The organism is Arthrobacter sp. cf158, assembly GCF_900106835.1.
Classification (GTDB): Bacteria; Actinomycetota; Actinomycetes; order Actinomycetales; family Micrococcaceae; genus Arthrobacter.
The window spans coordinates 78,262-92,942 of record NZ_FNNR01000006.1 but is presented as its reverse complement, the minus strand read 5'-3'; the positions used below and the strand labels follow the sequence as shown (position 1 = coordinate 92,942).

Here is a 14,681-nt window from a genome sequence, read left to right as displayed (position 1 = left end):
GCTACAAGCAGCGAACCTACCCCCGCAGCGCTCCGAATCCCGTGATCAGCGCTTCAAGCCCCAGACTAAAGGCAACATCGGTGGGCCGCTCATGCCGTTCAAGAGCTAACCGATCCACAGCGGCCGTGAAGTTGGGGACCTGCTCGGCGAGGCTGCCGGCGTCGAAGATGTCCTCAGGCGCGGTGACGTCATAAGCGGCGCCGAACACAAACGCCTCCAGGGCCACGATCGCCGAGATGATTTTCTCTTCCGGGAACCCGGCGTCACGGAAGCCGGCCGTCACTGCCTCATACATGGCCAGGGTTTTCGGAGCGTTTGCCACCGGAAGTACTGCAATGACGGGGATGAGCGGCGTATGCTCCGAGAAAACGTCGCGGTAGGACCAAGCCCAGCGGCGCACAGCGGCATCCCACGGCTCCACCCCAAAAGCAGTCACATCCACCATTGCTGCCAAGTGGTCCTCCACCAGCAGCAGGACGTCATCTTTGGAGGCCACATGGTTGTACAGGGCGGAAGGCGCCACGCCCAGGGAGCGGGCCAGGGCGGCCATGGTGAGTCCGTCGTAACCCTTGCTGCTGATCAACTCAAGCGCCGCCGTCGTAATGCCGTCCTGATCCAGGATCGCCGCAGTTGGCCGGCCGGCGCGGCGGCGCGCGGGAACCGTGGAAGGAGCGGGCGTTGGTGCGGGCATCGGAGGCCTTTCTGCTGCCTGTGTCCCCAGCATTATTCCATCGGGCCTTCACAGCCGCCGACTCCGACGCTACTATGGATATAAATGAACGCCATTCATTTACTGGTCAGCCACCGAGGACGGCCACGGAGAGGACATCATGCAGAATCTTGATCGCGACGTTGTGATCGTCGGTGCCGGGCCGTCAGGGTTGACGGCGGCACGCGAATTGAAGAAGGCCGGACTCAGCGTTGCAGTGCTCGAAGCACGCGACCGCGTGGGTGGCCGCACCTGGACCGACACCATCGACGGCGCCATGCTGGAGATCGGCGGCCAGTGGGTTTCCCCGGACCAGACGGTCCTCATGGAGCTGCTGGACGAGCTCGGGCTGAAAATGTACTCGCGCTACCGCGACGGCGAGTCCGTCTACATCGGCGCTGACGGCACGCGCACCCAGTACACCGGCGACACGTTCCCGGTGAACGAAACCACCAAGGCCGAGATGGACAAGCTCGTAGCCATCCTGGACGAACTTGCTGCCGAGATCGGCCCCACCGAGCCCTGGGCCCACCCCAAGGCACGCGAGCTGGACACCATCTCCTTCCACCACTGGCTCCGCCAGAACTCCAGCGACGAGGAAGCCTGCAACAACATCGGCCTCTTCATCGCCGGTGGCATGCTGACCAAGCCCGCCCACGCATTCTCCGCACTGCAGGCAGTCCTCATGGCCGCTTCGGCAGGCTCCTTCAGCCACCTCACGGATGAGGACTTCATCCTGGACAAGCGGGTCATCGGCGGCATGCAGCAGGTTTCGCTGCTGCAGGCAGCAGAGCTGGGTGACGACGTCGTACTTAACAGCCCGGTCCGCACCATCAAGTGGGACGAGGGCAACGTAACTGTCGTGTCTGAGCAGGCAACCGTCAACGCCCGCTTCGTGATCATGGCCGTGCCGCCCAACCTGTACTCCCGCGTCTCGTTCGAGCCCCCGCTGCCGCGCCGCCAGCACCAGATGCACCAGCACCAGTCGCTGGGCCTGGTCATCAAGGTGCATGCCGTGTACGACACCCCGTTCTGGCGCGAAGAAGGACTCTCCGGCACGGGCTTCAGTGCCGGTGCCCTGGTCCAGGAGGTCTACGACAACACCAACCACGGCGACACCCGCGGCACCTTGGTGGGCTTCGTGTCCGACGAAAAGGCCGACGCCGTGTTCGAGCTCAGCGCCGAAGACCGCAAGAAGGCCATCCTCGAGTCCATCGCCAGCTTCCTGGGCGACAAGGCACTCACGCCCGAGGTCTACTACGAGTCCGACTGGGGCTCCGAGGAATGGACCCGCGGCGCGTACGCCTCCAGCTACGACCTCGGTGGCCTGCACCGCTACGGCAAGGACCAGCACGCGAACGTCGGGCCGATCTACTGGTCCTCGTCCGACCTCGCAGCCGAGGGCTACCAGCACGTGGATGGCGCGGTCCGCATGGGCCAGGCAACTGCCGCCCGCATTGTTGAAGCCAACAAGCTGGCCGCGGTAGCCGTCTAACCGCTGACAAAACCAAACCGGCAGGCCCGGGGGAGCGTCATTCCCCGGCCTGCCGGCTCCACTGTTTAAGCACCGAAAGGACCACCATGCGCTACGTAGTGGGGTACACCGCCAATGCGAGGGGGCACGACGCCGTTCACCTCGCCGTCGCGCTGGCCCGGAACCACGATGTCAGCCTGGATCTGGTCCTGGTGATCCCGGAGGATTCCCCCTTCAACGCCGTCTATCCGCCGGAGGCCGGCTACAACGACATCCTCAACGAGCAGGCCCAGCGTTGGTTGGATGAAGGCCTCGATCTGGTTCCGGAGGACGTCACCGCCCGCGCGCACATCCGCCGCGGCGACTCAGAGGCGCAAACCCTGATCGATGCTGCCATGGAATTCGATGCCGCGGCACTGGTCATCGGCGCCACCAACAGCGGCCTGTTGAAGCGCTTCACCATCGGGTCCGTGGCGAGTTCACTGCTCCACTCCTCGCCCGTTCCGGTCGCTTTGGCCCCGAACGGCTATCACCGGATGGAGCCGATCACGCGCTTGAGCTGCGGTTTTGGCACGCGCCCGGGCGCTGATGAACTCCTCGACGTCGCTGTTGAGTCGGCGCGGGATCGCGGCCTTCCGCTGCGGCTCGTCTCCCTGTTGGCGCTCGACGGCGGTAACTCGCCCGGGTTGGCCGACGCCGCCTGGGTGCATGCCGCCGACCGCCTTGCCGCCGTCGGGAGTCCCGCCGTCGGGGGTTCCGCTGAAGCGGCCGGTTCCGATGTGCCCGAACCGGAGATCGTGGTCGCCCAAGGCCGCACCATCGAGGAAGCCGTTGACCGACTCGACTGGGAAGACGGCGAAATCCTGCTGATCGGCTCCAGCCGCCTTGCCCAACAACGAGCAACTTTCCTGGGCAGCACCGCAAACCGGATCCTGCGCGCCCTTCCCGTTCCCATGATCGTGGTCCCGCGGGACTACACGCGACAAAGCTCCTAGCAACCGCCTGAGAGGCAAAACCATGTCAACTGCACCAAAGACGGTCCAGTCGAAAGATTCGTCCCTGAGTGAAAAGGGACTGAAAGCCGGATCGGTGGGCCTGATCGGCGCCGTCGTGATCGGCGTTTCCTGCATCGCTCCCGCCTACACGCTCACTGCGGCCCTTGGCCCCACCGTGTCCGAGGTGGGCGTGCACCTCCCCGCCATCTTCCTGGTGGGTTTCATCCCCATGCTGCTGGTGGCGCTCGGCTACCGCGAACTCAACAACGCAATGCCCGACGCCGGAACCTCCTTCACGTGGGCAACTCGCGCCTTCGGTCCGTGGATCGGTTGGATGGGTGGCTGGGGGCTGATCGCGGCCACCATCATCGTGCTATCCAACCTTGCCGCGGTCGCAGTGGACTTCTTCTACCTGATGCTGGCGCAGATTTTCAGTAACCCGGAGTTGGGGGAGCTCAGTAAAATCCTGCCCCTGAACATTGCCACCACGCTGGTGTTCATCGCGTTGGCGTGCTGGATTTCCTACCGCGGCATGGAGACCACCAAGGGCGTGCAGTACGTGCTGGTGGCCTTCCAGTTGCTGGTGTTGGGCTGGTTCGCGGTCTCCGCCTTCGCGCATGTTGCCAACGGCACGGCCTTCGACGCCACCGCCATTTCGCCCGACTGGTTCAACCCCTTCGCCGTGGACTCGTTCTCACAATTCGCGGCGGGTGTGTCCCTCTCAATCTTCATTTACTGGGGCTGGGACGTCACGCTGACCATGAACGAGGAAACCAAGAACCCGGAGAAAACCCCGGGCCGTGCAGCGACCATCACAGTGCTGGTCATCGTGATCATCTACATGACCGTTGCTCTGGCTACGTTGTCCTTCGCGGGCGTTGGTGAGACCGGGTTGGGTGCCGGTAACCCCGAGAACCAGTCCAGTATTTTCGCAGTCCTTGCCGGCCCGGTGATGGGTCCGTTCGCGATCCTCATGTCACTGGCCATCCTGAGCAGCTCTGCGGCGTCCCTGCAGTCCACGTTCGTTTCACCGGCCCGTACCATGCTGGCCATGGGTCACTACCGCGCTATCTCGCCCAAGTTCGGCAAGATCAGCCCCACGTACAAGTCGCCCAGTTTCGCCACCATCGCGGCCGCGATTGCCGCCGCCGGCTTCTACGTGATCACCCGGACGGTGTCAGAGAACGCGCTGTGGGACACCATCACGGCCCTGGGCATGATGATCTGCTTCTACTACGGCATCACCGCGCTTGCCTGCGTCTGGTTCTTCCGAGCCGAGGCATTCAGGGGAGCGCGTGCCTTCTTCTTCAAGTTCCTGGCACCCCTTGTGGGCGGCGTGATCCTGTTGGTGATGTTCGTCAAGACGGCCATGGACTCCATGGATCCGGAGTACGGGTCCGGCTCATCCGTGGGCGGCGTGGGCCTGGTGTTCGTGCTGGGCATGGGCGTGATCCTGCTCGGAGTGGTGGTGATGCTGGTGATGTACCGCCTGCGTCCCGAGTTCTTCAAGGGCAAGGTTCTGACCCGGGCCTAGGCTCTGCCCACCCCTGCCGCCCGCTCGGCTTCGCTCAGCGCGTCGGCAAGACGTTCGACGGCGGCGCGATAGTCCGTGCCGGCTGTCACCTTGCAGTATTCGGCCTCGCGCATGGCCCGGGTGAGCGCAGCTGTCTCCGCAGTCCTGACGTCGGTCATTGCCGGGTAATCGATGGTCTGCGCCGGATCCAGTTCGTAGCGACGCCACTGCTCCAGGATGCTGCTGTGGCGGGCGGCGTCGTCTGAAAAACCAGCACGACGGCGGGGTTGGGCCGCGTGGATCCGTTCCACTTTACGGATACTCGCCAGGGTTCCTGGCGCGGTGGCCAGGCCGACGAAAACCATGATGAGACCGGCCGGAGGCCATTGCACTGTTGGGACAAGTATGGCGGGCAAAATCACCACCAAACCGCCGAAAAGGTCCCAAAAGACGCCGTCCGGTTCCGGCCCGGGCCCATACGTCAGTTTCCTGTGCAGGACATACGTGGTTGCTGCGGTTGCGAGAACCAGAGCTACACCCCACAGGAGCATCATGGCGGGCATCGGACCACCTCCAGGCGACATCACGCTGCTTTGATTTCAGTATGCGCCAGCGTCCGCGTGGGCGCGAGGGGTCACCCTGTCGCACCTCCGGCGTAGCCTTGGCATCATGAGACTGAAAATGTGCAGCATCCACGTCAAGGACCCCGCAGCAGCTCACACGTTCTACACGGAGACGCTGGGTTTCGAGACCCTGATGGCCATGCCTGAGTACAACCTGTTCATCATTAAGGATCCCGGGGCGGACAACAGCAGTGCGCCCGGGCTGTTGCTGGAACCCAGCGACAACCCGATCGGCGCCAATTACATGAATGCCGTGTACGAGGCCGGTATGCCCGCGGTAGTCCTGGGCGTGCCGGATGTCCAGGCTGAGTATGAGCGGTTGCTCGCTGCCGGCGTGACATTCAAAGGCGAGCCTGCTGAGGACCCGTCCGGCGTCAGCGCGGTCTTCGACGACGGTTGCGGCAACTTCGTGCAGCTCCATCAGGACTAGCACTTAAACAGCTGTGGCCGGGACGCAAGGTCCCGGCCACAGCTCGCTAAACCTTAAGCGTGGTCCCGCTTGGAGGTCTTCGGAGCGTCGCGCTTTGCAGCCGCGTTGTCCCGGGCTTCCTTGGTGGCGGCCTTCTTTGCGGCTTCATCCTTGACCCGCTGCGCTTCGGAGCGGACAGCGGCGTGCGTGGCGCGCTCGGTGACCAGCCACTGCGGCGGAGCCTGCAGCAGCTCGGTGATTTCCGCCGTCGTGAGTGCTTCTTCGACGCCGCCGCGGGCAAGGCCGCTGATGGACACGTTCAGTTTCTGTGCCACCACCGGGCGGGGGTGCGGGCCGTTGCGGCGCAGCTCGGCGAGCCACTCCGGCGGGTTGGCCTGAAGTTCGGCGAATTCGTCGCGGGAGATGGACGAATCCTGGAACTCCTGAGGTGTAGCGGGCAGGTAGATGCCGAGTTTCTTGGCGACTGTTGCCGGCTTCATGGACTGGGAGTTCGAGGACGTCATGCTTCAAGGGTATCTGGCCGGTACTGTGAGTGTGTGCCAGACGCTGAAGAATCCGCCGAAACAACCGAACCCCTAGCCGGTCTCCGCTTCGCCTATGTTGCGGGTGTGACGCCTGGGAAATGGATCCGGCGTTGGGAAGAGCGGATGCCCGACTATCCGTTGCACGCCTTCATGTCCGACGACGCCGCGCAGCTTACGGTGTTGCGTGACGGCTCCGCAGACCTGAGCTTTGTCCGGTTGCCCGTGGACCGCGAAGGCTTGAACGTCATTCCCCTTTATGAAGAGCAGCCTGTTGTGGTTGCTCCCAAAGGGCACGAGATATCGGTGTTTGAGGAAGTCGCGCTGGACGACCTCGCCGAGGAGAACTTCCTGGACATCGACGAAATGGGTGGGCCGGACATGGCCCTCCAGGTAGTCGCATCCGGTGCCGGGCTGGCGATCCTTCCGATGTCCGTGGCGCGTCACCTGAATGCTAAAGACACTGTCATGCGTCGCCTGACCGGGGCTCCCACCACGCAGATCGGCCTTGCCTGGCTGCTTGGAACCGACAGCCCCGTGATCGAGGAGTTCATTGGGATTGTGCGTGGGCGGACAGCTCAGAGTTCACGCCAGCCCTCAGCTCAGCAGGAAAAGCCCAAGAAAGCACCCAAGCCTGATCGTCGCGGTGGTGGTCCCAAGAAGCCGGCCGTCGCGCAACGCTACGCGCCGAATCCTGACAAGGGCCGGGGCAAGGGTTCGCGCAAGAAGGGCAAGCGCTGACTATCCGCCGTGAATCGCGGCCTGCTGCTGTTCTGATCGGTTGAGGTAGGCAAGGAGAAGGTCCCCGGCCTCTTCCAGCTGCCCCGCTTCCAGTGCTGAGCAGATCTGTTCGTTTTCTGTGAGCCAGTCGCTGTAGAAATGCGCGTTCATGGTGGCTTTGTGGAAGTAGAGCCGCATCTCGGCCAGGATTTGAGCCATGATCGTGTCCAGCCTGGTGCTCTCGGCCAGGGCGACGATTGCTCCATGGAAGTGCTGGTTGGCGCTGCCCAAGCCCTCATTGTCGTCGGCGGCCGCTGCGCGCTTGCCCTCTTCGACGGCGGCCCTGACGGCGGCAATGCGCTCGGGTGAGCCTCCTGCGCGGATGGAGCTAACCTCAATGGCCCGGCGGACTGTATAGACGTCGTGGATATCGCCGGCCTCAAGAGTGGCCACGTAGACGCCTCTGTTGGGCTGTCGAAGAAGAAGCCGCTCACCTGCAAGCTCGGCAAATGCTTCGCGGACGGTGTTCCGGGAGACGCCCAGATCCTCGGCGATGGTGGCCTCGGTCAGCTTGGCGCCCGGAACCAGGAATCCCTCGGCCAGTTGGTAACGCAGTTCTTCGGCAACCCTCTCGGCCACGGAAGGGACCCTCAGACGCACCCGCGCCCGTGCGCCATCAAAGCCAGGGTGTTCGCTTTTTTCCTGATCTGCACTGGCCATGACACCAAAAATACACGATTGCCGAAAACCAGGATCGCTGGATCGTTGAACAATCCAGCAAAATGGTGCATGCTGGATGTAACGCACATCACGAGGCAGGGATCACATCATGGCAATCATCGATCTGAACAGCGACGTCGGAGAGTCATTCGGACGCTGGACACTCGGCGATGACGCCGCCATGTTTGAGTCAGTCTCCAGCGCAAACGTTGCGTGCGGATTCCACGCCGGCGATCCCAGCGTCATCCGCAGCACCTGCGAAAAGGCGGTCCAGGCCGGCGTCGTGATTGGTGCCCATGTTGGCTACCGCGACCTCGCGGGATTCGGCCGCCGGTTCCTGGACATCGATCCCACGGAACTGGCTGACGACGTCGTGTACCAGATCGGTGCGCTCCAGGCGCTGGCCGCCACCACGGGAGCCCGCGTCCAGTACGTGAAGCCCCACGGCGGCCTCTACAACGCGATCGTGAAGCACACCGCGCAGGCACGTGCCGTCGTCGACGCCGTGAAATCGGTTGACCCCAACCTTCCGATCCTGGGCCTCCCCGGCTCCGAGGTACTGCGTCTCGCCGAGGAAGCCGGCCTTCGTGGTGTTTCCGAAGCTTTCGCAGACCGCGCGTACAACCCTGACGGCACGCTGGTTTCCCGCTCACAACCGGGTGCAGTACTGCACGATCCCGCCAAAGTGGCCCAACACGTCCTGCGTATGGCCACTGAACAATCCGTCAGGACCATCGACGGTTCCATCCTAAAAATCCGCGCAGAAAGCATCTGCGTGCATGGTGACTCACCCGGTGCTGTGGCAATGGCTACCGCCGTGAAGTCCGCTCTGAGCGACGCCGGCGTCAGCATCGGCTCGTTCCTCTAGCCCGCCCCGGGCTCCCCGCACCAACCCTCATCCCCCCGGAGGACATCATGACCAGCACCAACAAAGCAGCCAAGGCAGTGACAAGGAAGCCACCGCCCGGCGCGCTAAAGGCGTACGTTGCCAGCCTCACCGGCACCTCGCTGGAGTACTACGACTTCGCTATTTACTCCGTGGCCTCAGCCCTCGTGTTTCCCAAGATCTTCTTCCCGGGCAATGACGAGTTCGTTGCACTCCTTCTCTCCTTCTCAGCATTCGCGGTGGGCTACCTTGCCCGTCCGATCGGTGGCGTTATCTTTGGCCGCCTTGGTGACAAGATCGGCCGCAAGTACGTCCTGGTGTTCACGCTTGTTCTGATCGGCGTGGCTACGGTGCTCATCGGAGCGCTGCCCGATTACTCCGTAATAGGCGTCGCGGCCCCCACAATTCTTGTGCTGTTGCGTTTGGCGCAGGGCATTGGCGTTGGCGGCGAATGGGGCGGTGCGGTGCTACTGTCCAGCGAATTCGGTGATCCCAACAAACGCGGCTTCTGGTCCTCTGCCGCCCAGATCGGTCCGCCCGCCGGCAACCTCATGGCCAACGGCGTCCTCGCCATCCTTGCCGCTTCCCTCAGCGATGAAGCATTCCTTTCGTGGGGCTGGCGCGTAGCCTTCCTCGCCTCCGCTCTCCTGGTGGTCTTCGGCTTGGTCATCCGGCTCAAGCTGGAAGAAACCCCGGTGTTCAAGGCCATCCAGGCCAAGGGTGATCGACCCAAGGCTCCCATCAAGGAAGTCTTCACCACGCAGCCCAGGGCCTTGGTGGCCGCGGCTCTCTCCCGCGTTTGCCCCGACATCCTCTACGCACTGTTCACCGTGTTCGTAGCCGTTTACGCCACTAAGCAACTGGGTATGACCACCGGAAATGTCCTGTCCGCCATCCTGATCGGATCGGCCTTCCAGCTCTTCCTGATCCCCTTGGCAGGTGCACTCACGGACCGTTTCAACCGTCGCTGGGTCTACGGCATCGCAGCAGCCGCCACTGCCGCGTACATCCCGCTGTTCTTCCTCATGATCCAGGGCAAGTCCGTAGCCATGCTGACAGTCGGCACCGTGATCGGCCTGGCATTGCACGCCTTCATGTACGGCCCCCAGGCGGCCTTCATCACCGAGCAGTTCCCAGCCAGGCTCCGCTACGCCGGCAGCTCGCTGGCCTATACCCTGGCCGGTGTGATCGGTGGAGCCATTGCCCCCATCATCTTCACCGCACTGTACGGCGCTGCGGGTGGCGGCTGGTACCTGATCGCCGTTTACATCCTGGTGGCCGCTGTTGTCACGATTGTCGGCATGCTCCTCGGCCGCGACCCCAAGCCGGAAGAAGACGTCCGACTGATGCAGGGGACGCACGCTCAGCCGGCGGCGTAGCTAAAGATGGAAACCGTGATGCACACGACTACCGCAAAAAGGGTTCGCTCCGTTCGTCCCGTTGGCACCCGGGCCGTCCTGGCAGAGCTGGAGGGCCTGCAGGATGTCCTTGCCCTTCAGGACATGCTCTACAAGTCCCCGCTTCCCGGCCAGGTGGACGTTCTCGCCGCCGCGGAGACGGTGATGGTGGTTGGCGAGTCCGCGGCGGCCACCCGTGCGATCGGTGCCCGGCTGCTGGAGTTGGAACTCACCACACCTGAGGTCACCGATTCCGGGCTGGTGGTCATCGACACCGTGTACGACGGCGAGGACCTCGCCGATGTTGCGGAGCTGACCGGGCTGAGCGTGGACGGCGTTATTGCCGCGCACACGGGACAGATCTGGACTGTGGCCTTTGCCGGCTTCGCACCAGGCTTCGGCTACATGGTGGGTGAAAACGAGGCCCTCACGGTTCCACGGCGCTCTTCCCCGCGTACAGCCGTTCCTGCTGGTTCGGTGGCTCTCGGTGGACAGTATTCCGCGGTCTACCCCCGCCGTTCGCCGGGCGGTTGGCAGCTGATCGGCCGGACCGGGGCACGTATGTGGGATCTGGACCGGGCCCAACCAGCCCTGGTCCGCCCTGGTGACCGGGTGCAGTACCGGGCCGTTCGCGACGTCGTAACCACCGGTGTTTCGGTGGCGCGTGAGCCTGAAACGGAGCGTCACACTGAGTCCGGGCTAAGAATTGTGAACCCCGGGGCGCAGAGCCTGGTTCAGGACCTCGGCCGTCGAGGCTTTGGTCCATTGGGTGTCTCCGCCGCTGGCGCCTTGGACCGGGCATCGCTGCGACGAGCCAACCGGCTGGTAGGCAATGGCGCTTCGGCCGCTGCTATTGAGACCGTCAATGGCGGGCTCACGGTTGAGGCCGTCGGTGACCAGGTGATTGCCGTGGCAGGCGCGCCCACCACACTGACCATCCAGTCGCCGTCGTGGATTGAGTCCGAAGAGTCCGACGGCGGCGCCCAGCCGGGCGCGCAGCGGACCGTCCCGATGGCCACAGCTTTCGCGCTGCTGGACGGCGAAGTGCTCACCTTGGGTGCTCCCGAGTCGGGGTTCCGAAACTACGTGGCGATCCGCGGCGGAGTGGACGTTCCCGAGGTTTTGGGCAGCCGCTCGGCGGACACCATGTCCGGGATCGGACCGGCACCCTTGGTCATCAAGCAGGTTCTCCCCGCCGGCGACGCCACGGAGTCCACAGCGGTTGGTGCCCCCGAGCTGCAGCCCGACTTCCCCGGCACCGGCGTCACGGTACTGGACGTTGTCCCCGGGCCCCGGGCTGATTGGTTCAACCAGGAAGCGCTCGATTCGCTCTGCAGCCAGGAATGGCTGGTCACGCCGCAGTCCAACCGGGTGGGCATGCGCCTCGACGGCACACCGCTGGAGCGGACCCGCGAAGGTGAGCTCCCCAGCGAAGGCACCATGGCCGGCGCCCTCCAGATCCCGCCAGCGGGACTGCCCGTTTTGTTCCTGGCGGATCACCCCATTACGGGAGGCTATCCGGTGATCGGCGTGGTGCGCGATGAACACCTCGATCGTGCCGCGCAGGTCCCCATTGGCGGGCGTATCCGCTTCCGGTTCGTTCCGGATTCACCGGACGCCTCCATGACTTTTACCAAGACCCCAGAGAAGTGAGTATTAGATGCGCAAGGTCCTGATCGCGAACCGCGGCGAAATCGCCGTCCGTGTGGCCCGAGCCTGCGATGACGCCGGCATTGCCTCGGTGGCCGTTTACGCCGACATTGACGCCGATGCCATGCACGTTGGCGCCGCCGACGAAGCCTACAGCCTGGACGGAAACTCGCCCGCTGACACCTACCTGAACATCGGGAAGCTGCTCGCTGTAGCGGCGCAGTCCGGCGCTGACGCCGTCCACCCCGGCTATGGTTTCCTTTCCGAGAACGCCGATTTTGCGCAGGCAGTGCTCGACGCCGGGCTTGAGTGGATCGGTCCCTCACCGGAGTCGATACGCCAGTTGGGCAACAAGATCACCGCCCGCGAACTTGCAGTCCGCGCCGGCGCGCCGTTGGTTGCCGGCAGTGACGGACCGGTGTCCTCTGCTGCGGAAGCGCGGGCCTTCGCAGAGGAACACGGGCTCCCGCTTGCCATCAAGGCTGCCTTCGGCGGCGGTGGCCGCGGCCTGAAGGTGGTCCGCGAGCTTGCCGAAGTAGAGGAAGCTTTCGACTCCGCAGTCCGTGAGGCTGTGGCTGCCTTCGGTCGAGGCGAGTGCTTTGTTGAGCAATACCTGGACCGGCCCCGGCATGTGGAAGCCCAGATCATCGCCGATGTTCATGGCAACGTGGTTGTGGTGGGGACGCGCGACTGCTCCCTGCAGCGCCGCCACCAGAAACTCGTGGAAGAGGCCCCCGCGCCGTTCCTGAGCGATACGCAGCGGCAAAAGATCTACGAAGGATCCAAAGCAATCATCCGTGAAGCCGGTTACTACGGCGCAGGAACGGTGGAGTTCCTGGTCTCAGCGGATGGCGCGGTGGCGTTCCTGGAGGTCAACACCCGCCTCCAGGTGGAGCACCCCATCACGGAGGAAACCGCCGGAATCGACCTTGTGCAGGAACAATTCCGCATCGCTGCCGGTCTGCCGCTCAGCATCACCGAAGACCCCACTCCGCGTGGGCACTCCTTCGAGTTCCGCATCAATGCCGAGGACGTAGGCCGCGGATTCCTGCCCTCACCGGGCACCGTGGCTTCCTTTGAATCACCCACCGGACCGGGAATCCGCTTGGATACCGGCGTGCGTTCGGGCTCGTTCGTCGCACCGCAATTCGACTCGCTCTTGGCCAAGTTGATCGTCACAGGGGCTGACCGGCAACAGGCTCTGCGCCGCGCCCGACGTGCCCTCGCCGAAATCAACATCACGGGTCTGCCCACGGTGCTGCCGTTCCACCGGGCCGTTCTGGAGTCCGATGACTTCACATCGGTTGCCGGCTTGAACATCCACACTCGCTGGATCGAAACCGACTTCGCTGACCACATCCCCGTGGATCCCGAATACAACGTGGAGGCTCCGGACGGAGAGCGGCGAACCATCACCATTGACGTGGACGGCAAACGCCTTGCCGTTGGGCTTCCGGCTGACCTGCTGGATGGCTGGGCGCGCTCAGGACAGGGGCTTCCAGCTGCCTCGGACGTGACGGGGCTGCCGGGTTCTGTCACAAATGCAGACTCACCAGCCGAATCGGCCCTCGTCTCCAGCATGGCCGGCACGGTGGTCAAGTGGCTCGTTGAACCGGGCGCTGACGTAACCGCGGGTGATCCTTTGGTGGTCCTGGAGGCCATGAAAATGGAAACCCAGGTCCCCGCGCACCGCTCAGGTACGCTCTCCGAAGTACTCTCGGCCCCCGGCGGTGTGGTCACGGCTGGAGCAGTCCTGGCTCACATCGAGTAGTTAGGACGTAACGGCAACGCCCAGCACGCTGTCCAGCAAGCCGTTGCGGAATTTGCCCGAGGGATCATTCGCCTGGACCAGGGCACGGAAGTCCTCGAACCGCGGGTAGAGCGCGGCGAAGTCATACTGGCCGGGCGTGAAGAGCTTGCCCCAGTGCGGGCGTGCACCGAACGGACGCAGGGCTTCCTCAAGCTCGGGCAGCACTGCTTCCACCTCGGTCTGCAGCGGTTTCCACGTGAAGTGGAGCGCCACGCTTTGCTGCTGGTAGAACGGGCTGAGCCAGAACTCATCTGCTGCCACGGTGCGGATTTCGGAGATGAACAACAGCGGCGCCAGCTTCTCCGAGAGTCCGCGAACTGCCTGGAGCGCCGCGGGCGCCTGATCCAGTGGCAGGAGGAACTCGCTCTGCAGTTCCTCGCCGTTGCTCGGGGTGAATTCGTGGCGGAAGTGCGGCAAGCGGTCCAACCACTTGCCAGCGACATCCAGCTGCTCGGTGCAGTTTTCTGCGGACATATCCGGCAAGGGGTGCATGGCGGATGTCGCAGCCGTCGCCCCAAACAGATCAGGCAGCGCCCCCTCGGTGTCCAGTGCTTTGAGCCAGACCTGGGGGATGGTGTCGCCGGTGTAATCCGTGAAAAAGCTGACGCTGTAGGCACTGGAGGCGATGCCCTGGAAGTCCGCCAAGGCCCTCTCCCAAGAGAGACCCGTGAGCACGCGCTGCCGGACCTCATAGCTCGGGCGAATGGCCAGCTCCAGCCCTGTGACGATGCCAAGGGCTCCCACGCCCACCACGCTGGCGAGGAAGGCGTCGTCGTCCGCTGAAAGGGTCACCAGCTCGCCGGAGGCGCGCACCAGCTCGACGCCGACGACGGCGGCAGCCAAGGAGGGATTGTTGACTCCGCTGCCGTGTGTGCCGGTTTGGATGGCGCCCGCAACGGAGATGTGCGGGAGGGAAGCGAGGTTGTGGATGGCGTACCCCTGTTCCTCCAAGGCTCGCCCCAGGGCCCCGTAGCTGATGCCACCACTGACCTTGACCGTGCTCCTGGCGACATCCACCACGATCTCCTGGGGCAGGGAGTCAAGCAGGATATGGATGCCGTCGGTGTCTGCCACCGTGTTGAAGGAGTGCCGGGAACCGAGCGCTTTGATCCGCGACGCGTTGGCTACGAGGTCCTGTAGCTCCTCCACCGACGTGGGGCGGTGGACTTCCGCGGACGAATACTCAAGGTTTCCTGCCCAGTTCTGCATCGACTATTCTTCCCGCTCGGAATA

Annotated in this window: 14 protein-coding genes; 9 read left to right on the top strand and 5 right to left on the bottom strand. The window is 64.0% G+C overall.

The window, feature by feature from the left end:
* Positions 1–16: 16 nt before the first annotated feature.
* Positions 17–724, bottom strand: a complete 708-nt coding sequence (locus BLW08_RS13360; RefSeq protein WP_090822218.1) for a TetR/AcrR family transcriptional regulator — start codon at positions 722–724, stop codon at positions 17–19.
* A gap of 106 nt (positions 725–830) precedes the next feature.
* Here BLW08_RS13360 and BLW08_RS13355 point away from each other — a divergent pair, with 106 nt between their 5' ends.
* The 3 genes from BLW08_RS13355 to BLW08_RS13345 all read left to right on the top strand — a co-directional run bounded on the left by BLW08_RS13355 (position 831) and on the right by BLW08_RS13345 (position 4,712).
* Entirely contained in the window at positions 831–2,204 is a 1,374-nt protein-coding gene (locus BLW08_RS13355) for a flavin monoamine oxidase family protein (protein ID WP_090822220.1), read from the top strand.
* Between the two features lie 86 nt (positions 2,205–2,290).
* Positions 2,291–3,178: a universal stress protein gene (locus BLW08_RS13350; RefSeq protein ID WP_091325681.1), complete on the top strand. Its 888-nt coding sequence runs from the start codon at positions 2,291–2,293 to the stop codon at positions 3,176–3,178.
* A 22-nt stretch (positions 3,179–3,200) separates the two neighbouring features.
* Positions 3,201–4,712 carry an APC family permease gene (locus BLW08_RS13345; RefSeq protein ID WP_090822224.1) on the top strand — a complete coding sequence of 504 codons (1,512 nt, stop codon included), beginning with the start codon at positions 3,201–3,203 and terminating at the stop codon, positions 4,710–4,712.
* Here the strand turns inward: BLW08_RS13345 and BLW08_RS13340 are convergent.
* The gene (locus BLW08_RS13340) at positions 4,709–5,254 is read right to left on the bottom strand and encodes a hypothetical protein (RefSeq protein WP_091325678.1); all 546 of its coding nucleotides are present in this window, start codon (positions 5,252–5,254) and stop codon (positions 4,709–4,711) included. The two genes, BLW08_RS13345 and BLW08_RS13340, sit on opposite strands and share 4 nt — an antisense overlap.
* 106 nt (positions 5,255–5,360) lie before the next feature.
* Between BLW08_RS13340 and BLW08_RS13335 the strand changes: the two genes are divergently transcribed.
* Entirely contained in the window at positions 5,361–5,744 is a 384-nt protein-coding gene (locus tag BLW08_RS13335) for a VOC family protein (protein ID WP_090822228.1), read from the top strand.
* A 53-nt stretch (positions 5,745–5,797) separates the two neighbouring features.
* On the opposite strand, the gene BLW08_RS13330 is transcribed toward BLW08_RS13335, so the two are convergent.
* Positions 5,798–6,247, bottom strand: coding sequence for a DUF5997 family protein (locus BLW08_RS13330; RefSeq protein ID WP_090822230.1), 450 nt, complete (start codon positions 6,245–6,247; stop codon positions 5,798–5,800).
* 33 nt (positions 6,248–6,280) lie between these two features.
* On the opposite strand from BLW08_RS13330, the gene BLW08_RS13325 reads away from it, so the two are divergent.
* Positions 6,281–7,006 carry a LysR family transcriptional regulator substrate-binding protein gene (locus BLW08_RS13325; protein WP_091325675.1) on the top strand — a complete coding sequence of 242 codons (726 nt, stop codon included), beginning with the start codon at positions 6,281–6,283 and terminating at the stop codon, positions 7,004–7,006.
* Here BLW08_RS13325 and BLW08_RS13320 read toward each other — a convergent pair whose 3' ends face one another.
* The gene (locus BLW08_RS13320; RefSeq protein ID WP_091325673.1) at positions 7,007–7,705 is read right to left on the bottom strand and encodes a GntR family transcriptional regulator; all 699 of its coding nucleotides are present in this window, start codon (positions 7,703–7,705) and stop codon (positions 7,007–7,009) included. It abuts the gene before it with no gap.
* A 109-nt stretch (positions 7,706–7,814) separates the two neighbouring features.
* Here BLW08_RS13320 and BLW08_RS13315 point away from each other — a divergent pair, with 109 nt between their 5' ends.
* From BLW08_RS13315 to BLW08_RS13300, 4 genes are read left to right on the top strand one after another with little or no spacing between them, the layout of a single operon-like run.
* Complete coding sequence (locus BLW08_RS13315) at positions 7,815–8,573, top strand: LamB/YcsF family protein (protein WP_091325672.1); 759 nt, start codon at positions 7,815–7,817, stop codon at positions 8,571–8,573.
* Between the two features lie 47 nt (positions 8,574–8,620).
* On the top strand, positions 8,621–9,970 hold the full coding sequence (locus tag BLW08_RS13310; RefSeq protein ID WP_091325670.1) for an MFS transporter: 1,350 nt from the start codon (positions 8,621–8,623) through the stop codon (positions 9,968–9,970).
* 6 nt (positions 9,971–9,976) lie between these two features.
* Positions 9,977–11,641, top strand: coding sequence for a 5-oxoprolinase subunit B/C family protein (locus tag BLW08_RS13305; protein WP_091325668.1), 1,665 nt, complete (start codon positions 9,977–9,979; stop codon positions 11,639–11,641).
* A 7-nt stretch (positions 11,642–11,648) separates the two neighbouring features.
* The gene (locus BLW08_RS13300; protein ID WP_091325667.1) at positions 11,649–13,409 is read left to right on the top strand and encodes an acetyl/propionyl/methylcrotonyl-CoA carboxylase subunit alpha; all 1,761 of its coding nucleotides are present in this window, start codon (positions 11,649–11,651) and stop codon (positions 13,407–13,409) included.
* On the opposite strand, the gene BLW08_RS13295 is transcribed toward BLW08_RS13300, so the two are convergent.
* Positions 13,410–14,657 (bottom strand): D-arabinono-1,4-lactone oxidase, encoded by a 1,248-nt coding sequence (locus tag BLW08_RS13295; protein WP_091325665.1) that lies wholly within the window; start codon positions 14,655–14,657, stop codon positions 13,410–13,412. It lies immediately after the preceding gene.
* Between the last annotated feature and the right edge of the window lie 24 nt (positions 14,658–14,681).